16 protein-coding genes and 1 tRNA gene are annotated in these 20,353 nt (G+C 44.5%); 12 read left to right on the top strand and 5 right to left on the bottom strand.

Going from position 1 to position 20,353, the window contains the following annotated elements; all coding sequences use genetic code 11:
• Positions 1 to 40: 40 nt before the first annotated feature.
• Positions 41 to 3,019 (top strand): ligase-associated DNA damage response DEXH box helicase, encoded by a 2,979-nt coding sequence (locus tag SNE26_RS21060; RefSeq protein WP_321555865.1) that lies wholly within the window; start codon positions 41 to 43, stop codon positions 3,017 to 3,019.
• A 69-nt stretch (positions 3,020 to 3,088) separates the two neighbouring features.
• Here SNE26_RS21060 and abc-f read toward each other — a convergent pair whose 3' ends face one another.
• Together abc-f and SNE26_RS21050 are read right to left on the bottom strand one after the other, a co-directional pair.
• Positions 3,089 to 4,678 (bottom strand): ribosomal protection-like ABC-F family protein, encoded by a 1,590-nt coding sequence (gene abc-f / locus SNE26_RS21055; protein WP_321555864.1) that lies wholly within the window; start codon positions 4,676 to 4,678, stop codon positions 3,089 to 3,091.
• A 242-nt stretch (positions 4,679 to 4,920) separates the two neighbouring features.
• Entirely contained in the window at positions 4,921 to 5,535 is a 615-nt protein-coding gene (locus SNE26_RS21050; protein ID WP_321555863.1) for a DUF1349 domain-containing protein, read from the bottom strand.
• A 159-nt stretch (positions 5,536 to 5,694) separates the two neighbouring features.
• On the opposite strand from SNE26_RS21050, the gene SNE26_RS21045 reads away from it, so the two are divergent.
• The 3 genes from SNE26_RS21045 to SNE26_RS21035 all read left to right on the top strand — a co-directional run bounded on the left by SNE26_RS21045 (position 5,695) and on the right by SNE26_RS21035 (position 7,244).
• Positions 5,695 to 5,952 (top strand): hypothetical protein, encoded by a 258-nt coding sequence (locus tag SNE26_RS21045; RefSeq protein WP_321555862.1) that lies wholly within the window; start codon positions 5,695 to 5,697, stop codon positions 5,950 to 5,952.
• Positions 5,953 to 6,060: 108 nt separating this feature from the next.
• Entirely contained in the window at positions 6,061 to 6,381 is a 321-nt protein-coding gene (locus SNE26_RS21040; RefSeq protein ID WP_321555861.1) for a hypothetical protein, read from the top strand.
• An 86-nt stretch (positions 6,382 to 6,467) separates the two neighbouring features.
• Positions 6,468 to 7,244 carry an SDR family oxidoreductase gene (locus SNE26_RS21035; protein ID WP_321555860.1) on the top strand — a complete coding sequence of 259 codons (777 nt, stop codon included), beginning with the start codon at positions 6,468 to 6,470 and terminating at the stop codon, positions 7,242 to 7,244.
• Positions 7,245 to 7,302: 58 nt separating this feature from the next.
• Here SNE26_RS21035 and SNE26_RS21030 read toward each other — a convergent pair whose 3' ends face one another.
• Complete coding sequence (locus tag SNE26_RS21030) at positions 7,303 to 8,343, bottom strand: methyltransferase (RefSeq protein ID WP_321555859.1); 1,041 nt, start codon at positions 8,341 to 8,343, stop codon at positions 7,303 to 7,305.
• 441 nt (positions 8,344 to 8,784) lie between these two features.
• On the opposite strand from SNE26_RS21030, the gene SNE26_RS21025 reads away from it, so the two are divergent.
• The 4 genes from SNE26_RS21025 to SNE26_RS21010 all read left to right on the top strand — a co-directional run bounded on the left by SNE26_RS21025 (position 8,785) and on the right by SNE26_RS21010 (position 13,231).
• On the top strand, positions 8,785 to 9,549 hold the full coding sequence (locus SNE26_RS21025; RefSeq protein ID WP_321555858.1) for a DUF4382 domain-containing protein: 765 nt from the start codon (positions 8,785 to 8,787) through the stop codon (positions 9,547 to 9,549).
• Between the two features lie 253 nt (positions 9,550 to 9,802).
• On the top strand, positions 9,803 to 11,437 hold the full coding sequence (locus tag SNE26_RS21020; protein ID WP_321555857.1) for an ABC-F family ATP-binding cassette domain-containing protein: 1,635 nt from the start codon (positions 9,803 to 9,805) through the stop codon (positions 11,435 to 11,437).
• 172 nt (positions 11,438 to 11,609) lie between these two features.
• Positions 11,610 to 12,191 (top strand): DUF6438 domain-containing protein, encoded by a 582-nt coding sequence (locus SNE26_RS21015; protein ID WP_321555856.1) that lies wholly within the window; start codon positions 11,610 to 11,612, stop codon positions 12,189 to 12,191.
• A gap of 251 nt (positions 12,192 to 12,442) precedes the next feature.
• Positions 12,443 to 13,231 (top strand): hypothetical protein, encoded by a 789-nt coding sequence (locus tag SNE26_RS21010; protein ID WP_321555855.1) that lies wholly within the window; start codon positions 12,443 to 12,445, stop codon positions 13,229 to 13,231.
• Positions 13,232 to 13,331: 100 nt separating this feature from the next.
• Here SNE26_RS21010 and SNE26_RS21005 read toward each other — a convergent pair.
• Positions 13,332 to 13,403, bottom strand: a tRNA-Arg gene (locus SNE26_RS21005).
• Positions 13,404 to 13,540: 137 nt separating this feature from the next.
• On the bottom strand, positions 13,541 to 15,613 hold the full coding sequence (gene metG, locus SNE26_RS21000) for a methionine--tRNA ligase (protein ID WP_321555854.1): 2,073 nt from the start codon (positions 15,611 to 15,613) through the stop codon (positions 13,541 to 13,543).
• A gap of 137 nt (positions 15,614 to 15,750) precedes the next feature.
• On the opposite strand from metG, the gene SNE26_RS20995 reads away from it, so the two are divergent.
• From SNE26_RS20995 to SNE26_RS20980, 4 genes are all read left to right on the top strand, one after another.
• Complete coding sequence (locus SNE26_RS20995) at positions 15,751 to 16,653, top strand: LD-carboxypeptidase (RefSeq protein ID WP_321555853.1); 903 nt, start codon at positions 15,751 to 15,753, stop codon at positions 16,651 to 16,653.
• Positions 16,654 to 16,896: 243 nt separating this feature from the next.
• Positions 16,897 to 17,982 carry a ligase-associated DNA damage response exonuclease gene (locus SNE26_RS20990; protein ID WP_321555852.1) on the top strand — a complete coding sequence of 362 codons (1,086 nt, stop codon included), beginning with the start codon at positions 16,897 to 16,899 and terminating at the stop codon, positions 17,980 to 17,982.
• The gene (locus tag SNE26_RS20985) at positions 17,979 to 19,595 is read left to right on the top strand and encodes an ATP-dependent DNA ligase (RefSeq protein WP_321555851.1); all 1,617 of its coding nucleotides are present in this window, start codon (positions 17,979 to 17,981) and stop codon (positions 19,593 to 19,595) included. Before SNE26_RS20990 ends, SNE26_RS20985 begins: the two co-directional genes overlap by 4 nt.
• Positions 19,596 to 19,657: 62 nt before the next feature.
• On the top strand, positions 19,658 to 20,119 hold the full coding sequence (locus SNE26_RS20980; protein WP_090534746.1) for a MaoC family dehydratase: 462 nt from the start codon (positions 19,658 to 19,660) through the stop codon (positions 20,117 to 20,119).
• The last annotated feature ends 234 nt before the right edge of the window (positions 20,120 to 20,353 follow it).

Here is a 20,353-nt window from a genome sequence, read left to right as displayed (position 1 = left end):
CGTGCAATAACCAAACAACAAAAATTTTGTTAACAGGATAATGACAAGCAAAGGCCAACAGGTTATACAGCAATGGTACACGGAAAAAAACTGGGAGCAGTTCCCTTTCCAGGCCGAAATGATGGATGCATACCTTGGCGGCTATTCAGGCTTGTTGAATGCCCCCACGGGCAGCGGTAAAACTTTTGCCCTGTTCCTGCCTTTTTTGGCGGGGTTCATCAACTCACATCCTGATACCTATAAAACCAAACAAAATAACGGTTTGCTGATGCTTTGGATAACCCCATTACGGGCGCTTACCAATGATATCCGCAAAGCGATGCAGGAAGCCTGTGACGAGATAGGTTTGCCATGGCGCATAGCTACCCGCACCGGGGATACCCCTGCTGCCGAAAAACAGGCCCTCAAAAAAAAGCTGCCCGAAGTACTGCTTACCACCCCCGAAAGCCTGCACCTCATGCTTGCCCAAAAGGAATATCCTAAACTGTTCAGTCAACTGCAGGTGGTTGTGATTGATGAATGGCACGAGTTGCTGGGTACTAAAAGGGGAGTGCAGGTGGAGTTGGGTTTGTCCCGATTAAAGCACCTCACCCCAGCCCTCTCCAAAGGAGAGGGAGCCGAAAAGTTGGATGTCGGGGAAAAAGAAAAATATCCAGGCTACGACACAACCGATGCTTTGAGTTGGCAGGCCAATATTGATAATGCAAAGCTTATGCGGCATCAACCTACCGAAGCTGAAAATATTTTGTGGCAATTGTTAAGAGGGAAAAAGACGGGTTATAAATTCAGGCGGCAACATCTTGTATTGAATTATATACCCGATTTTATTTGCCTTGAAAAGAAATTGATCATTGAAGTTGATGGAGGATATCATAATGAAATTGAGCAACTACAATTAGATGAGGAAAGGACAGCGTATTTAAAATCACATGGATATGATGTTTTAAGATTCACTAATGATGAAGTCTTAAAAGATCCGAAAAGAGTAATTGAATCCATAAAGGAATATTTAGAAACGGGCTCCCTCCCCCTCGGGGAGGGCTGGGGTGGGGTGAAAATCTGGGGTATCTCCGCGACTATCGGTAACCTTGAACAGGCCGCCGAAGTTTTATTAGGAAATGATTTTCCGCCGGAACAGGTTAAAATGGTGCGCGCCAACCTGGAGAAAAAGCTGGATATCCGGTCTATTATTCCGCAGAATATTGAGAATTACTCCTGGGCGGGGCATATCGGCTTAAAGCTGCTGCCCGAAGTGATGGAGATAGTAGCAAAAAGCAAAACCACGCTGATATTTACCAATACCCGCTCTCAATCGGAGATCTGGTACCATGCCATTTTGGATAATTACCCCGAGTATGCGGGCATCATGGCCATGCACCATGGCTCATTGGATAATGAGCTGCGCAACTGGGTGGAAGCCGCGCTGCATGCCGAGGCCCTCAAACTGGTGGTGTGTACCTCAAGTTTGGACCTTGGGGTTGATTTTCGCCCTGTAGATACCGTTGTGCAGGTAGGAAGTCCTAAAGGAGTAGCTCGTTTTATGCAGCGCGCCGGACGAAGCGGCCACCATCCTGGCGCGGTATCGAGGGCTTATTTTGTGCCTACGCATTCGCTCGAATTATTGGAGGGCGCGGCGCTGAAGGAAGCTATTAAGCATAAGATTTTTGAAAGCCGCGACCCGATGCTGCTCACCATGGATGTGCTGATCCAGTATATGGTCACGCTGGCTGTTTCGGACGGTTTCAAAGCTGAAGAATTGTTTGAGGAGGTTAAAACCACTTATGCCTTTGCCGATCTGAGCCGGAACGAATTTGGACAATTACTTGATTTCATTACCAGTGGCGGTAAAACGCTTGCCCAGTATGATGAATTCTTAAAGGTTGAGGTTGAAAATGGCCTATACAAAGTAAACAGCAGGAGGGTAGCCATGCGGCACCGCTTAAGTATCGGTACCATCACCAGCGAATTGAGCATCAGGGTAAAATGGCTCAGCGGCGGTAGTCTGGGTACTATTGAAGAGTCCTTTGTATCGAAGTTAAAACCCGGTAATACCTTTTGGTTTGCAGGCCGGAGTTTGGAGTTTGTGCGGGTAAAGGAGATGACAGCCTACGTTAAAAAATCCAACTCCACCAAAGGCATCATCCCGAGTTGGAACGGGGGACGTATGCCGCTATCATCGCAACTGGCAGCCGTATTCAGGCTGAAGCTGGATGAGGTAGCGCATGGCATCGAAAAAGATGTAGAGGTTAAGGCTTTGAAACCGCTTTTTGATTTGCAGCAGCAATTATCGCACTTACCGCAAAGCCATGAATTTTTGATCGAGTCATTTAAATCAAGGGAAGGGCACCACTTGTTGTTTTATCCTTTTGAAGGGCGATTGGTTCACGAAGGTATGGCATCGCTGCTGGCTTATCGCATCAGTAAAATTAAACCTGCCAGCTTTTCCATCGCCATGAATGATTATGGCTTTGAATTGCTTACCGATGAAGATATCCCTATTGAGGAAGCACTGGAGGATACCGGCTTTTTTTCGATAGATAACCTGATAGATGATATCCAGCACAGTTTAAATGCCAATGAAATGGCCCGCCGCCGTTTCAGGGATATAGCCCATATTGGCGGTTTAGTGTTTACGGGTTATCCCGGTCAGCAGGTTAAGAACAAGCATTTGCAGGCATCAACCTCATTGCTGTTTGAAGTCTTCAGCGAGTATGAGCCGGATAACTTACTGGTGCGGCAGGCCTATAATGAAGCATTGGCTTTCCAGTTAGAAGAGTTCAGGCTAAGGGCTGCTTTGCAACGGATCCAAACACAAAATATCATTTTGAAAGTGATTGAACGACCAACACCTTTTGCCTTCCCCATCATGGTTGACAGCCTCGGCCGGGAAAGACTGACTACAGAAACCATGGAAGAGCGAATAGCCAAGATGGCCCGCAGCTACGGCGCCGAAGGTGTTCCTGAACCGGCAGAACGCAAAAGCAGGAAGCCGGGGATCACAAGGAAGAAGGGTTTTTAAATAAATGAAAAGCAAAAACAGGCCAGCTGTATGCAAAACAAACCGGTAGCCCCTCTTTTTTCTATCTTTTTACCCTATCAAAATCTCCCGTTCCACGCTTATCTCCTTTAAAAAATATTCATCATGAGATACAACGATGAGCGTTCCCTGGTAATCGTTAATAGCAGTTGTTAAAATTTCGATGTTTTGAATATCGAGGTTATTGGTGGGCTCATCCAGGATGATCATATCGGGGGCCTGGTTGCTGATGGTTAACGAACAGAGCATCAGCCGCATTTTTTCGCCGCCGCTCAGGGCGCTGCATGGTTTATTCCAATACTCTTTAGTAAACAAAAATCTGTTGAGGCGAATTTTGATATCATGTTCCTGCAATACGCCCGAGTTATATTCTTCCGCCTGTTCATAAACACTGAGCTTGTTGTTGATGAGTGAATAATCCTGGTCGATATAAATGGCTTTAACCGCCGCGCGTTCTATTGTGCCGGATTGCGGTTCCAGTGAGCCCAGCAGCATCTTTATCAGCGTTGTTTTGCCCGAGCCGTTTGCCCCTTTGATCACCAGCCTTTCGCCGCTGGTGATTTGAAAACTTAACGGCGACATCCAAAGCTGCTGATCCCCGTATCCAAAGTTGAGGTCCTTAGCGGTAACCAGCACCTTTCCTTTATGAAGTGCCGAATTGTCAAAACCCATCTTCATTTTATCAATATCCGGCAACCGTGTACGCAGCTGGCTCAGTTCCTGTGCAATAGCATCAGTTTTTTCGGCATGGACACCCTTCATCTTCGAGGTGCTTTTTTCGGCACTGTTTTTAAGCGTTTTCATCATGATGGTTGGCACACCGGCTTTTTCCTGTTTCTTTTTACCGCGGGCATCCAGCTTTTGCTGCCGTTCAACCGATTCCCTTTCTGTTTCCTTAGCCTTGCGGAGCGCTTTCTCCCTGCTTCTTACATCCTGGTTCAGGGCATCGCTCTCCATCATTTTTTGTTCGGCATAAAAATCGTAATTGCCGCCGTAAACAGTTATGCCCCGCTTGCTGAGTTCGCAAACCGTATTAAGTAAGTTGAGTAAGGTTCGGTCGTGACTAACCACCACGAGGGTATTATTGGTCGACCGGATATAATTATACAACAGTTCCCGGCTTGTGTTATCCAAATGGTTGCTCGGCTCATCCAGCAAAACTATTTCGGGGCGATGAATGGCGATGCCTGCTAAAAATACTTTTGTTTTTTGCCCGCCGCTAAGTGTACCCATTTTTTGCGACAGATCAATATCCCTAAGCTGCCAATGGATAAAAACTTCCCGGCAGCGTTCCTCAATAGCCCAATCGTCATTGAGCAGGGCCATATTTTCATCGGTAACATTGCCTTCAAGGATCTGCTTTAAGGCGTTTAGTTTATCGGCTATTTGCAAGGCTTCGGCAACGCTGAACGCATTGTACTGTCCAAAAATCTGGGGTACATAATATGGCTTAGAGCCGGTTTTTACTACACCGCTTGCGTGTCGTAAGTTTCCGGCTAATATTTTAAGCAGCGTTGATTTACCGGTGCCGTTGTTGCCTATTAGTGCAATTTTATCATGTTTGTTGATTACGAGATCAATACCGGCAAATAAAAGATCACGGTTGGGGTGTATATAGGTAATATCGTGAAGAATAAGCATAATTTCTTTCTTTAAAGCGTGAATAATTACAGCGTGCGTTGTGGTAACGGCGCTGTTTATTTGTCCTGAAAGAAATTTTTATCACATAGAGGGAATGGTTGGTTACCGGGGCAAAAATAATAAAAATGGTGGAAATATAATGAGGGAGATATTCATTGCTCTTTCTGCCACATTGGTTTCAAAATAAAAAAGCCTTCAAACTCCCGTTCAAAGGCCTAATTGTATATCGATCTCCGGCACAATTACTTGACGATCTTTTGTACTTTAAAATCTTCAAACTTTACATCAAAGCTTTGTTTGCCGGGTGCTGCCGCTACCATGCCTATCATCGCTTTTACATTGGGCGGGAAGTAAGCCAGGCGGAGCATATCATATTTTTGACCGTCGAACGAATATTTGATCTCCACAAAATCACCTTTGCGCAGCAATTTCAGCCAAACAGATTTGGGGCTGTCATGCCTCGGCACTACCGACCAGTCCGAAACTTCGCGGGTAACCACGGCACTTACGTTTTGCACGCCGTCAACATACTCAATCCCGGTTTTTATCCAATTTTTGTTATCTATCCTTACCATTAACCCGGCTTGGTGAAACAGCTCTTTGTAGGTTCCGGTAATTTTTACGCTGGCTTCAAAATCGCCGTCCTGTTCGGTAAAATAAAATGGACCGTTATCCCTGATAAAGCCATAATGTGTTACCCGCCAGTAATCGGTTGCGGGGTCAACGGTCATGTGCAGCGTACTGCCTTCTATAAATGATTTTTGAGGTTTACTGTACCACTGCATACTGTTTAAGTTTTGTGCGAAACCAAATTTGCTGAGCAGGGCAAACAAGGTTAAAAAGGTTAGTTTTTTCATGGAGGTAAATTTATGATAATAAGAATGAAGGTAGTTTTACTCTATAACTTTTGTTTGATCAGTCCGGATCACGCCTGCCTGATAAGGCCTGAGAGGGTGTGATATTTATTAATTGTTAAAATATACTTAACTTAGTATTAAACAACATAAGCAAAATGTATGTCGAAGAACAAACTGCCGCTTTATGCTATAGTTGAATTATTGATGCGCGTTACCGGCATTAATCCCCAGATTGGGAATTATAAAAACCATGCGGAACGCGGGGAACAAGTAGTTGTTAAAACCAGTAACGGCACTATTCAACTTTCAAGAGCCCTTGTTTTATCCCAGTTTCATAGGCCTGAAGACATTGAGAAACGCGATCTGGAGTCCTTAGCTTCAAGGTTTAGAAGGAAACTGAGCAGAGCAAACGGCTGAAAGGGTTAGTTATTATCCGTTAGAATTTAATCAGCCGGTTACCGCATTGTTTTATTTCTCATTTAGCCTGCTTTCAATTATTATAAAGAAACACGCTAAATTTATGGCATGAAATTAAGCAATTCGTTTAGCGGCGCATTAAGAACATTTACCTATTTCATGGCAAGCGGTAGTCAGTATACACTTGAAGGAATTGATTATCTTACGTTATATGGTAATGAGCCAAGCGCCATTGAACAGGTATTTGCAATTTATGCCAATGTGATTGAACTGGATGATACCGGAAAGGTACTGAACGCCAAATACGCAGAAAAAAGGGCAACGGATTATCTTCGGGCATATTGTGATCCCTCTTTTGTTGTAGGGCCTCCGTTTGAAGATTGGGAACTTGCGCTTCATGAGCCGCCACCATTAAAAGATCAAATCTAAGTAGTGATGGTATTCGAATCATTTTTTTGGAACAGCAGGCCTTATAACTAAAAATTCAAGAAATTTGCTTCTTAAAAGATTTGCTTATGAACCTCGGATTAGATCAAAAGGTGGCTGTCGTATTGGCCGCAAGTAAAGGATTAGGAAAAGCTTCGGCAATGGCTTTATCAGCAGAAGACGCAAAAGTCATCATTGGCTCCCGTAACGCGGCAGAACTGAACGGAGCCGCAGAAGACATCAGATCAAAAACGGGCAATGAAGTGTCCTGCTTCCCGGTAGATGTTAGCGATAGCGAACAATTGACCTCTTTTATTAACCAGGCAGGGAGTATATACGGGCGGATAGATATATTGGTTAATAACGCCGGCGGGCCGCCCTTTGGAAAGTTTGAGAGCTTTGACGACACACAGTGGCAGCAGGCCTATGAACAAAACATGCTCAGTTTCGTCCGGACATCCCGGTTGGTATTACCATTCATGAAAACGACAGGCAGCGGCCGTATTATCAATATCGTTAGTGGTTCGGTTAAGTCGGTATTGACCAACTCGGTGCTGTCTACCGCAATGCGTATGGGTGTAGTTGGTACGGCAAAAATGCTGGCCGACGAACTGGGCGTTTATGGAATTACCGTCAATAATATTGCGCCGGGCCTTATTTTGACAGACCGGATCAGGCACACACTGCCCCAGGACCTGGACCCCGAAGAGGCAATTAAGGAAAAAGCTAAAAGTATTCCGCTCGGACGCATTGGTAAGCCGGAAGAGTTTGCAGCCCTGGTAGCATTCCTTTCATCTGCCCAGGCAGCATACATCAGCGGGACAACCATACAGGTAGACGGAGGCGCCAGTCGTGCTATTTTTTAATAAAATTCGAACTTGTTGTCTGTATTTCTTTTTCCTCTCAGTAATATCGACCCCTGATCTATTTGTATGCGATTGCCGCGCCTGATGGCCCGGTTAATGGAATAATTGAAGTTGATTTAAACCCGGCAATATTTGCCCACCTGTTAAAATCGGCAAATGTGTAATCAAATCCGGTACCTGTTTCAATAAGCATATTCAAACTCATCATCATTCCAAAAACATTTTGCTTTCGCTCATCATCTATTATGTTTTCGATAGCTACAAATGCCCCGTTGGCGGGGAGCGCATCATAAGCTTTTTTCATTAATGATATTTTATTTTCCTCGTCCCAATCATGCAGGATATTTCCCATTACAACAATATCTGCATTGGGTATTGGCATAGTGAAAAAGTTGCCGCTTGCTGCTTTTACCTGGTCGGATAGCCCGAATTGCTGTATAGTTGCGTTTGCAACGGGCTCAACCGGCGGCAGGTCAAAACTGGTGCAATGCATATGGGGATTATGCCTTGCAACCATCAATGAAAGCAGCCCGGCCGAACCGCCTACATCAATCAGCGTTTTATATTTGGTAAAATCAAATTTTTGAGCAAATGCCATAAAGTTTCCCATTTGAATGCCGCTCATTGCATTAATAAACTCTTTCAATTTTTCAGGATCTGAATATATTAAGCCAAAAAAATCCTCGCTCTTTTTTATTTCGTTTTGCGGAAGCCCGGTAAGCAGCCCTTCGCCAAGGTTGCCCCAAAAGCCATATAACCTATTGTTCATCATTTCAAGGATGCCTCCGATATATGACGGCTTGTTCTTATCCAAAAATGTATCCGTATCGATGGTATTTGAATAGATAGCCGTATCCAGAATGCCTTCACGCTTTAAAAAACCAAACACCGTTAAAGCATCTAAAAAATCATAAACATTCCTGTCGGTGCATTTAAGCCCTAATATGTCTTTGACCTCTTTACCTGTCATGGCTATCTTTTCGGCAAGCGTTGTGAACAATTGAAAACTTACGGCTGTTAAAAGAATTTTTGAAGCCCAAAAGCCTGTGCCAATTTTCATAATGTTTTCGGGTGATGGCTGGTTAGGTTGCTGTTCCATTTTTTCAGTAATTATCGGTTTAAAATTGGTGATGCCTTTCGGCAAATTCTACCCTGGCGGGTGAAATAATTATCTAAAATACAGGTATTTAATTTAAGAAGAAATAGGGTCGGTGATTATGAAGAATGTATTTATCTTAATTAAAGATTATACTTTTTCTGTTCGGGGCAAATGGGGACATAGCATGATGATTTTTTTGCGAAAAGAAAGAGATCTTTTATAAGCCGGGCTTCTATTGCTTAAAATTATATCAGCATTTATTGAAGTACCCGCTATGGATGAAGGGGGTACTACCGGGTTGAGCAGGGCTTGCGGCAAAAGATGATAAAGCATTGCTGCAAACTGCTGCGAGCCTATTCGTCGACACAATTACATCATTCATCGTCACATTGGCACAAAAAATACGCGGATTTGTTCCTTCAATAAACAAACTTTTTAATTATGAAAAAGCTATTTTTATTTACTACAGCCCTAAGCCTTATGCTCTTTTCCTGTAAAAAGGATAGTACCAATAACGGGGGTACCGCCCACGTGACCGTGAAAATGACCGATGCGCCCGGCGCTTTTGATGCCGTGATCCTGAATATCAAAAGTGTGATTATTGTAACCGACAAGGGTGAACAAACGCTTAATGTGGATGGAGGTGCTGTTGATATCCTGCGTTTCCGTTCGGGCCGTGATACTGTGCTGGCCGACCAGGATATCCCTGCAGGGACCATTCAGCAGGTGCGCCTGGTATTGAACGACAGCGGTAACCGCGTGATTGTAGCCGGTGTGTCATATGACCTGACCACCCCAAGCGGGCAGACCTCCGGTGTGAAACTGAACGTTCATGATAACCTTACCGCCGGTATTGCCTATACCATGCGTTTGGACTTTGACGCCGCGCAATCTGTTGTGCTGACCGGTAACGGCAAGTATATTCTCAAACCGGTGATCCGCGCAATTGCCACCGCCGCCTCCGGTGCACTGACCGGTGTAGTCAGTCCGGCAGCATCCTCACCGAAGGTATATGCTATTATGGGTACTGACACCGTTGGCTCAACTACAGATGCCACCGGTAAATATTACTTTCCCGGCCTCGCAGCGGGCAATTATCAGGTTAAATTTGTGCCGGTTAGTCCCTATGCAATCAAAACTGTAACCAACATTTCCGTAACAAATGGCACAGTCACCGATATGGGAACGGTGAATATTACCCAGTAACCCTGCTCTATCATTAAAGGAAAACAGCGGAGATCCAGCGGATGGTTAGATGATCTCCGCACTATTAATCTATATCAGTAAAAAGCCTTTAATCTTCGCATTAAAGGCTTTTTACTTGAAATTTGGCCTCAATAGGATATTTCTAAGCTCATAAGCGGAACTCCAAACGCCGTCCGATAGCGTCTCTTTATACTTCCTGCCATAATTCTATGTCTTTCGCTTATCTTTGCGCGCAATTCAATATTAGCATACAGTGATTAATGTCAACAACATCTCCGTTTCATTTGGCGGAACCACCCTATTTAGTGACGTAACCTTCTCTATAAACGAGAATGATAAGATAGCCCTGATGGGCAAAAACGGCGCAGGCAAGTCGACTATCCTCAAGATCATCGCCGGCGCCGCCAAACCTACTACCGGCAATGTAACCGGCCCCAAGGACGCGGTAATAGCGTATTTGCCGCAGCACCTGCTTACCCAGGATAACGTTACCGTTTTTGAGGAAACAATGAAAGCTTTTGACGAGGCCAATCAAATGCAAAAAGAACTGGACGAAGTGAATGAGCAGCTCAACATCCGCACCGATTATGACAGTGACGACTACATGAAGCTGATTGAACGGGTATCGGAACTGAGCGAAAAAGTTTATTCGCAGGAAGAGGTGAATTATGATGCAGAGGTAGAGAAGGTACTGAAAGGCTTAGGTTTCGAACGCAAAGACTTCAGCCGTCAAACTTCCGAGTTTTCGGGCGGTTGGCGCATGCGCATCGAGCTGGCCAAAATTCTGTTAAAGAAACCGGACCTGATCTTACTTGATGAGCCTACCAACCACATGGATATCGACAGTATACAATGGCTGGAAGATTTCCTGGTCAACTCGGCAAAGGCAGTCATGGTCATCTCCCACGACCGTACTTTTGTAGATAACATCACCAACCGTACCATTGAGGTAACGATGGGCAGGATCTATGATTACAGGGCCAAATACAGCCATTATCTTCAGTTGCGTGCTGACCGCCGGGTACATCAACTCAAAGCCTACGAGGAACAGCAACGTTTTATTGCCGATAACCAGGAATTTATTGACAGGTTCAGAGGTACGTACTCTAAAACTTTACAGGTACAGTCGCGCGTGAAAATGCTCGAAAAACTTGAGGTTATCGAGATCGATGAAGTGGATACTTCTGCATTGCGGTTGAAGTTTCCACCGTCACCACGTTCGGGCCAATATCCGGTAATGGTTGAGGAGCTGACAAAAACCTATGGCGATCATGTGGTGTTCCAGAATGCAGCTATGGTGATTGAACGGGGCGAAAAAGTGGCATTTGTTGGTAAAAATGGTGAAGGTAAATCAACCATGATCAAAGCCATCATGGGAGAGATCGATTTTGAAGGAAGTTTAAAAGTAGGTCACAACGCCAAAATCGGGTACTTTGCCCAAAACCAGGCGGCTTTATTAGACGAGAACTTAACAGTATTTGAAACCATCGACCAAATTCCCCTAAGTGACGGCACCGTAAAGATCAAAGATCTTTTGGGTGCATTTATGTTCAGCGGCGATGATACCACCAAAAAGGTTAAGGTACTTTCGGGTGGAGAGAAGACCCGTTTAGCCATGATCAAGCTGTTGTTGGAGCCTGTAAACGTATTGATCCTGGATGAGCCGACAAATCATTTGGATATGAAGACCAAAGACATCATCAAAGACGCCCTGAGGGATTTTGACGGGACACTGATCCTTGTATCTCACGACCGTGATTTCCTTGACGGACTGGTACAAAAAGTATTTGAGTTCGGCAATAAACGCGTCCGCGAACATTTTGAGGATATCAAGGGCTTTTTGGCTTATAAGAAAATGGATAGTTTGAAGCAGATTGAGCAGGGGTAAGGATGGGTTCGGTCATAAATAAAAACCTGCAATTATTTGATTTGTAGGTTTTTTGTTTTTATGTAGCCCGTAAGACACCAACGTGAAACACATTCGAAGCAGCCTTAATAATATTGATTTCGATGCGCAAGGGTGAACCAATAAAATCCTAACTTAGTATCTACCTACAACCATGAAGCACAATATTCTATTTCTGATTTTTATAACTTTTGTGTTATCCTCTTGCCATAGTAGTAATTATGGGCAAAGAAAAAATGAGATTACTAAAATCGAGATAGCTACCGGTGGATGCTTCGGCCCTTGTCAGTCAACTGTAACAAGCATTGACAGTTCGCTCGAATATAGATATTTTGGTGGAGATACTTACTTTTCTTTGCCACCAGATGGGGCTAAAGAAGGCAAACTTAAAGGATTCTATTCAGGCAAAATAAGCCAGGGATTTTGGGATACTTTAAATATTAAATTTGAGAATATCAATTACAAGCATCTTGATACCTCTTATCAGCATTCTGTAGATGATCAAGGCTTAGAGATATTCATTCATTACGGCAACAAAGTCAAACATATAATGGCCCAGTCGGCCAGTTTGCCAAATACTGCAGCTGAGGTATTTTATTATGTGATTAATAGCTATAAAACTGTAAAGCCTAAATTGCCCAAGGATACATTTCTATTCGAATCACAAGTGCAACGTCCTATTCCGATGCCGGACGTTCGTAAGGTTAAGTTCCTACCTCCATTAAAAAAGAATTAAGCCAAAAGCCTTCAGGCTTCCGTCTAAAGGCTTTTGTCTTAAAATGTGGTCCTTAGACTACAAAACTCGAACTCTTTTGAGACTGATTTGTATTGTGCTGCGGGTTTAGAGGATGATTACTGAAATTTTTGATAATTCAAACTCTTTCGTTTTAGGAACAACACGGTGAGGGGGTTCGCAACTAAGACGTCGCTGGCATGGCAATCGGCGGGAGAGATAATAAAATCCTATATTTGTTTAAATAACGAGGTATGGAACAGCAATTTACATTAGAGTATTTTTTCTTTGATTTACCAATATATACACAAATTCAATTAACGAATCATAATCAGCCTATATTTCACAAAATATGCAATTTAAGTAATATAAAAATTGACGGTTTTAACCCTAGAATAAAAGAAAAAACAACTTTTAACGGTCTAACAACTACTACCACAGCATTTGACTCTAATGGAGGTTTTCATACGATTATTATTCAATGTATGCGAACAGGATTTAATTTCTATTATTATTTATTTTTGGATAAGGAAGCAGGTGTATTTACAAAGGTTGGACAATACCCTTCTATAGCCGATTTCCATCTTAGCGAATTAAATAAGTATAAAAAGGTCATTCCCAATGATAAGCTGAAAGAAGTTGCTAAAGCAATAGGTTTAGCGGCAAATGGCGTAGGTGTCGGGTCTTTTGTATATCTGCGCCGAGTTTTTGAATATTTAATAGAAGATGCAAAGTCGCAAGCTATAAAAGACAGTGCCATTAAGGAAGACGATTTCGTAAGACTAAGAATGGATGAAAAAATTCAAGCATTAAAAGATTATCTACCCGAATTCTTAGTTGAAAACAAACAGCTTTATGGTATTTTGAGTGTTGGCATACATGCTTTAGAAGAAAACGAATGTTTGATGCATTTTGAAGCTGTCAAAGTGGGTATCGAATTAATTTTAGATGAAAAATTGGAGTCTCATCTAAAAAAGGAAAAGATGGACGCTGCAAAAGCAAAAATTGCTCAATCTCACGCTCAAATAGCTTCCAAAAAGTAATGCAATTGATGTACATCGTTGCGAATTATAGCTAACCGAAAAAACATCGTTTCACAAAAAAAGCCTCCAGACTTACGACTAAAGGCTTTAAACTGTTTTGTGGTCCCGACGAGAATCGAACTCATATCTAGAGTTTAGGAAACTCCTATTCTATCCGTTGAACTACGGGACCTTTTAAAAATCAACCCCCAAAAGAGCCGATCTTTTATTTAGTTTGCAAAGGTGCAATTTTTCATTGAAAAATCACACCCTAAAATCAAAATTTAAACATACTTCATTTGCACATCTGCAAACCTGGAATCTGCACATTTAGCGAATCACTGCGCCGTTGTGAAAATCTTCGGTTGGAGCAACAAAACTTAGCTTGCCTTCGCTGTTTTCAGCCATCAGGATCATGCCTTGCGATACGATGCCTTTGATTTCCCTTGGCTCCAGGTTTACCAGGATGCTTACTTTTTGTCCGATGATGTTTTCCGGCTCGTAATATTCGGCAATGCCCGATACTACGGTGCGCTCGTCGATGCCTGTGTCAATGGTCAGTTTCAGCAGCTTTTTGGTTTTGGCAACCTTTTCGGCGGCTAAAATGGTACCGGTGCGGATATCCATGGTAGCAAAGGTTTCGTAATTAACGTTTTCCTTTGCGGGCAACACGTCGGCCGATTTTGGCGGAGCGGCAGCGGCTTTCTTATCAGATAGCTTTTTAAGCTCTGCTTCTATTACATCATCCTCTACCTTTTCAAACAGCAGGGCTGCGGGGTTTAACTGGTGACCGTTGTTGAAATACATTTCCTGGTCGTAAGCTATTGGCTCGTTAGGCAGGTTAAGCATGGTAATGATCTTTTTAGCTGTAGCCGGTAAAAATGCCTGCGCGGCAGTAGCCAGATGACCAATCAGCACCAAACAGTTGTGCAACGCTTCTTTAGCAGCAGCAGGATCTGTTTTAATGGTTTTCCATGGTTCTTTTTCGGTAAGGTAGCGGTTACCTAAACGGGCCATATCCATTACGGCCTGTAAAGCCTGGCGATAACGGTAAGCCTCAAGGTTTTTCTCTATCTCATCATAATATTCGCCGATGCCGGTGCTCAGGCTTCCGTCGGTAAATTCAATCCTGTCGGTGTCAGCTTCAATTTTACCACCGTAAAACTTATGCATCAATATCATTACCCGGTTTACGAAGTTACCCAGGATAGCTACCAGTTCATTATTTACACGGGCCTGGTAATCTTTCCAGGTAAATTCGCTGTCGCTGGTTTCGGGTAGGATAGAGGTTAGCACGTAGCGTAATTCATCCTGTTTGCCGGGGAACTCTTCAAGATATTCATGCAGCCAAACCGCGTGATTGCGCGAAGTTGAAAGCTTATCACCCTCTAAATTTAAAAATTCGTTGGCAGGCACATTTTGAGGCAAAATATATTCGCCGTGCGCGTGCAGTATGGATGGGAAAATAATACAGTGGAATACGATATTATCTTTACCAATAAAATGCAGCAAACAAGAATCATCCTGCTCGTCGGCCTGTTTTTTCCAGTATAGCTTCCAGTCTTTATTATGGTCAATAGCCCATTGCTTGGTTGCCGAAATATAGCCGATAGGCGCATCCATCCATACGTAAAGCTTTTTGCCTTTGGCTTCGGCCAGCGGTACATCGATACCCCAGTCAAGGTCGCGGGTCATGGAGCGGGGCTGGAGGCCCGATTTAAGCCATGATTTGCACTGGCCAAAAACGTTCACTTTCCAGCTGCCTTCCTTGGCGTCAATCCACTGCTCTAACCATGGCTGGTATTTATCAAGCGGCAGGTACCAGTGTTTGGTTGATTTAAGCACCGGGGTTTTACCGCTCAGGGTTGAGATGGGGTTGATGAGGTCGGTAGGGCTAAGTGAGGTACCGCAACGCTCGCACTGATCGCCATAGGCATTTTCATTACCGCAATTAGGGCAGGTACCGATGATGTAACGGTCGGCCAGAAACTGCTGGTAGTCCTCGTCAAAATACTGGTCGGAGAATTTCTCAACAAACTCATCCTTTTCGTATAAGTTCAGGAAAAACTCCTGGCTCAGCTCATGATGAATGGGCGATGAGGTGCGGTGGTAAATATCGAAAGCAATCCCAAACTCCTCAAAACTATCTTTTATTTGTTTGTGATATTTATCGATGATGGCCTGCGGGGTAGTATCTTCTTTTTTGGCTTTGATGGTAATGGCCGCGCCATGCTCATCCGAGCCGCATATATACACTACATCCTTTTTTTTAAGCCTTAAATACCGCACAAAAATATCTGCCGGCAGGTAAGCACCCGCCAGGTGACCGATATGTAAGGGGCCGTTTGCATAAGGCAAGGCCGATGTAATGGTGAATCGTTTATATTTGTTGAGTTGTGACATTAAATATCGCCTTGGTAAATAGTGTGCAAAGATAAATTTTTTAAGTCGGAAAAATACCTGAACCGTGATGCTCATGATTCAAGGATTTCTTGATTTTTTGTTTATTATCATCAAGGCAATCGTTCAATCTTTAAATCATGGTTCAAACTCAACCTCCGTACCTTAAAAAAGGCGACAAAATAGCCATTACCTGTCCTGCAAAAAAACTCCCCAACCCGATGACCGACGCGGTGGAACTACTACAAAGCTGGGGCCTGGAAGTTGTGTTGGGTGATACCGTAGATGCTTCATTTCATCAGTTTGCCGGTGATGATGATTTCAGGGCAGCCGATATGCAGCGATTTATTAATGATGATAGCATCAAAGCCATCATAGCGGCTCGTGGCGGTTATGGAACCGTGAGGATGATTGACAAGGTTGATTTTAGCCGTTTTGCACAAAATCCTAAATGGCTCATTGGCTTTAGCGATATAACATTGTTACATGCCCATCTGTTCACCAACTATGGTGCCCAAACCATTCACGGGCAAATGCCGATTAACATCCCTGATGCATCCAAACATTCGATAGATACTTTACGGAGAGCCCTGTTTGGCGAAGAATTAAGCTATGAATTTACTACACATGGCACCAATAAGTCCGGTGAAGCCTCAGGCCTGATAGTGGGCGGTAATTTATCGCTGCTGGTAGCATCTGCAGGTTCGGTATCTGATTTAAATTATGCAGGAAAGATCCTGTTTATTGAGGATGTCGGCGAGTACCTTTATTCGGTAGACCGGATGCTGCGGATGTTGGACAGGGCCGGTAAACTAAGAAACCTCTCCGGCCTGGTAGTAGGCGGCTTTACTGATATTAAAGATAACGAAATCCCCTTTGGCCAAACAGTGCCGCAAATAGTGACGGAGATTGTCAAAGATTATGGTTACCCGGTATGTTTCGATTTCCCGGCAGGGCATATCCCGGATAATAATAGCCTGGTGCTCGGGCGGGAGGTCGGATTGCAGGTTGATGAGAAGCAGGCGAAGTTGTGGTTTAAATAACCCTCAAAATAAAAGAAATGTCATTTCGACGAACATGCGAAGGCAGTGCGGCAGCGAGAGGAGAAATCTTATACGCCATGCATAGCCGCTGGCAGGGTGTATAGGAGATTTCTCTTTCGCCCCCCGGCCTTCGTTCCCTTCCCGCTGCTCACTCGAAATGACATTTTTTTTGAATTTTAAAGCCCCCCTTTAAGGGGCCGGGGCGCGCTCCAAACCAATTTGCTTATCAGTAGTTTATATAGCATGGCTAAAAAACCGCTGCTTGAGTTTACTGATAAAGGGATCTACTGCGCGCAGGGAAAATTTTATATAGACCCCTGGAAGCCGGTTGATGATGCAGTAATAACACACGCCCATGCCGATCATGCTTATTGGGGGCATAAACATTATTTAGCACACCATCTCTCACGCGAGGTATTACTATATCGTCTTGGCGAAATCAACCTCCAAACTGTGGAATACGGCGAAATTATTCACAAGAATGGTGTAAGTGTATCTTTATATCCTGCCGGCCATGTAATAGGTTCAGCCCAAATTCGTGTCGAGCACCAGGGTGAGGTTTGGGTAGTATCCGGTGATTATAAGGTAGAAAACGACGGGATCTCCACACCTTTCGAGCCGGTTAAATGCCATCACTTTATCTCAGAGTGTACTTTCGGGATGCCGGTTTATCAATGGAAGCCACAAGTGCAAACTTTTAATGAGATCAATAACTGGTGGCGCGGTAACCTGCATAGTGGGATGGCTACTGTATTGGTGGGCTATTCGTTAGGAAAAGCCCAGCGCATTTTGCAAAATCTCGATTTGTTTAACGGCAAGGTTTATACGCACGGCGTTATCGAAAATACCAACGAAGCCCTGCGTCGTAATGGCGTATTGCTAAACCCAACCGAGCGGATAACCCCTGAAAGTTCGAAAGAAGAGGTACGCAAAGGCATCATTTTAGCGCCGCCCTCATCGGTAGGCACGCCCTGGATGCGGAAGTTTCAACCGTATAGTTTTGGTTATTGTTCTGGTTGGATGGCTATCCGTGGTGCTAAACGCCGTCGTGCTGCCGACAGGGGCTTTGTGCTTTCTGACCATGCCGATTGGGATGGCCTCATTAGCGCTATTGACGCTACTGGTTGCGAATGCGTTTACCTCACCCATGGATACACAGCCTCGTTTTCAAGATATTTAAATGAGATTGGTTTTAATGCCCGGGAGGTGCATACATTGTATGGAGGGGAGGAGGACCCCTCCAACCTCCCCGAAGGGGAGGCTTCCAACGCCGGAGAATCAGAAAAGAAAGTCCTCCACCTCGGGGAGGATTTAGGAGGGGTATCATGAAAGCCTTCGCCCAACTCTTCCTCTCGCTTGATGAAACCAACAAAACCAACGAGAAGGTCAAAGTACTAAAAGACTACTTCAACGCTGTCCCCGATACCGATAAAATGCACATGCTTGCCCTGTTCACAGGGAGGCGGCCAAAACGGCAGATCAACTCAACCTTGGTGCGTAACTGGGCTATCGAGGCATCACACATCCCGGCCTGGCTGTTTGAAGAAAGTTATCATGTAGTGGGCGACCTGGCTGAAACTATGGCGCTACTTATGCCTCAAAGTGATGCAGGCAGCAGCAAAACACTTACCGAATGGATAGCCGAGATCAATGCCCTTAACGATAAAACCGAAGAGCAGAAAAAAGAATGGCTGATGGGATCATGGGCAATGCTGGATAGCCAGGAACGCTTTGTATTTAACAAATTGCTTACCGGCAGTTTCAGGGTAGGGGTATCGCAAAATTTGGTAATCAAGGCACTCGCTGATATCTCCGGACTGGAACCTGCCGTACTTACCCATCGCATTATGGGGAGTTGGCTGCCCGAAACTTATCAGTTTTCGCAATTAATGGAGGAGCAGGATGCCGAAGCAAATATCTCCCGGCCTTACCCATTCTTTTTAGCTTATCCTATCCAGGAAACGTCCGAAAAACAAAAAACACCTGCCGAAGTAGGGATCGCCCTCGGTGATGCCGCCGACTGGCAGGCTGAGTGGAAGTGGGATGGGATCCGTGCACAAATGATCAAGAGGGGTGGTGAAATATTTATCTGGAGCCGTGGGGAAGATCTGGCAACTGAAAAGTTTCCTGAGTTGCATCTCTTTTTAAATGCCCTGCCCGATGGTACGGTGATTGACGGCGAGATCCTCAGTTTCCAAAATGGCTTGCCTATGCCTTTTAATGTGCTGCAAACGCGTATCGGCAGAAAAAATCTCAGCAAAAAGATCCTGGAAGAAAGCCCGGTGGCCGTTATTGCTTATGATTGCCTGGAACATAACGGTGAAGATATCCGCTATAAAACCCAAACCGAAAGAAGGGAAATTTTGGAGCGGTTACAAACAGAAACACTATATTCCGAAGTATTCCGTATTTCATCGCTGATTCAGTTCGAAAGCTGGGAGCATCTTGGAAGTATCAGGGAACAGTCGCGCGCTATGATAGCCGAGGGGATCATGCTGAAACGCAAAAGCGCGGCCTACCAGGTGGGCCGCCGCAGGGGCGATTGGTGGAAATGGAAGATCGATCCGCTATCGGTTGATGCCGTGATGATTTACGCCCAAAAAGGTCATGGCCGCCGGGCTGATCTATACACCGATTACACCTTCGCTGTTTGGGATGGCGATAAGCTGGTGCCTTTTGCCAAGGCTTATTCGGGCCTTACCGACGCGGAGATCAACAAGGTTGATTATTTTATAAAACGCAATACCATCGAAAAATTCGGGCCGGTACGCACCGTAAAGCCCGAGCTGGTGTTTGAGATAGGCTTTGAGGGCATTAACAAATCAACCCGCCATAAATCGGGCATAGCATTGCGTTTCCCGCGGATCCTGAGGTGGCGGCATGATAAGCCCAAAGAAGAGGCTGATACACTGGAAAGCTTAAAGGCATTACTGGGCGAATAAACACTATAATTTAATACCTTTGCGGCTTCAATATAAAAAAACCTAACTATCAATAAACCAATATGATTGTAATTAGCAGTTTTCAGGAGTTTGAACAGCAGGTTGGTAACGACCTTGGCGTATCATCATGGCACACTATTACGCAGGAGCAGATCAACAAATTTGCCGATGCAACCCTCGATCACCAATGGATCCATACCGACCCTGAAAGGGCAAAAACCGAAAGCCCGTTTAAATCAACCATAGCACATGGCTACCTTACACTTTCACTCATTCCTCACCTATGGAAAGAGATTGTGAAGATTGAAAACCTGAAAATGGAAATTAATTACGGTATCGAAAACCTTCGTTTTGCACAGCCTGTGCTGGTTGATAATGAAGTACGGTTAAAAGTAAAGCTGACCAGCTTGCTTAACCTTCGTGGCACAACCAAATCCACCATGGCCATCGAACTTGAAATAAAAGATCAGCGCAAACCGGCGTTTACGGGCGAAGTTGTGTTTTTATATCATTTCATAGGGTAAACAGAGGCTCTATACCCCCCGTTGGCCGTGTCCCACGGCCAACCTAATATACAATAAAAAAGCGTTCGTGAGGATACGGACGTGGGAATAGCTTCTTAACCCGTCATTGGAGGCACGAAGCAATCCCCGAGAGGCAGAGCGGCTCTGTCTAATTCGCGATTGCTTCGTACCTCGCAATGACCGGGGGATAAACCATATAATCCCCCTGTTGGCCGTGTCCCCGCGGCCAACCTG

The organism is Mucilaginibacter sp. cycad4 (assembly GCF_034263275.1).
Classification (GTDB): Bacteria; Bacteroidota; Bacteroidia; order Sphingobacteriales; family Sphingobacteriaceae; genus Mucilaginibacter.
Note: the sequence above shows the minus strand (reverse complement) of the source record. Positions and strands in the feature narration are given on the sequence as shown.

What these genes read in the sequence shown, in the direction of transcription:
- SNE26_RS21060 (WP_321555865.1), top strand. Translation starts at nt 41, where the DNA reads ATGACAAGCAAAGGCCAACAGGTTATACAGCAATGGTACACGGAAAAA.
- SNE26_RS21025 (WP_321555858.1), top strand. Translation starts at nt 8,785, where the DNA reads ATGAAAAAGCTATTTTTATTTACTACAGCCCTAAGCCTTATGCTCTTT.
- SNE26_RS21040 (WP_321555861.1), top strand. Translation starts at nt 6,061, where the DNA reads ATGAAATTAAGCAATTCGTTTAGCGGCGCATTAAGAACATTTACCTAT.
- abc-f (WP_321555864.1), bottom strand. Translation starts at nt 4,678, where the DNA reads ATGCTTATTCTTCACGATATTACCTATATACACCCCAACCGTGATCTT.
- SNE26_RS21010 (WP_321555855.1), top strand. Translation starts at nt 12,443, where the DNA reads ATGGAACAGCAATTTACATTAGAGTATTTTTTCTTTGATTTACCAATA.
- SNE26_RS21015 (WP_321555856.1), top strand. Translation starts at nt 11,610, where the DNA reads ATGAAGCACAATATTCTATTTCTGATTTTTATAACTTTTGTGTTATCC.
- SNE26_RS20995 (WP_321555853.1), top strand. Translation starts at nt 15,751, where the DNA reads ATGGTTCAAACTCAACCTCCGTACCTTAAAAAAGGCGACAAAATAGCC.
- metG (WP_321555854.1), bottom strand. Translation starts at nt 15,613, where the DNA reads ATGTCACAACTCAACAAATATAAACGATTCACCATTACATCGGCCTTG.
- SNE26_RS20985 (WP_321555851.1), top strand. Translation starts at nt 17,979, where the DNA reads ATGAAAGCCTTCGCCCAACTCTTCCTCTCGCTTGATGAAACCAACAAA.
- SNE26_RS21045 (WP_321555862.1), top strand. Translation starts at nt 5,695, where the DNA reads ATGTCGAAGAACAAACTGCCGCTTTATGCTATAGTTGAATTATTGATG.
- SNE26_RS21050 (WP_321555863.1), bottom strand. Translation starts at nt 5,535, where the DNA reads ATGAAAAAACTAACCTTTTTAACCTTGTTTGCCCTGCTCAGCAAATTT.
- SNE26_RS21030 (WP_321555859.1), bottom strand. Translation starts at nt 8,343, where the DNA reads ATGGAACAGCAACCTAACCAGCCATCACCCGAAAACATTATGAAAATT.
- SNE26_RS21035 (WP_321555860.1), top strand. Translation starts at nt 6,468, where the DNA reads ATGAACCTCGGATTAGATCAAAAGGTGGCTGTCGTATTGGCCGCAAGT.
- SNE26_RS20990 (WP_321555852.1), top strand. Translation starts at nt 16,897, where the DNA reads ATGGCTAAAAAACCGCTGCTTGAGTTTACTGATAAAGGGATCTACTGC.
- SNE26_RS20980 (WP_090534746.1), top strand. Translation starts at nt 19,658, where the DNA reads ATGATTGTAATTAGCAGTTTTCAGGAGTTTGAACAGCAGGTTGGTAAC.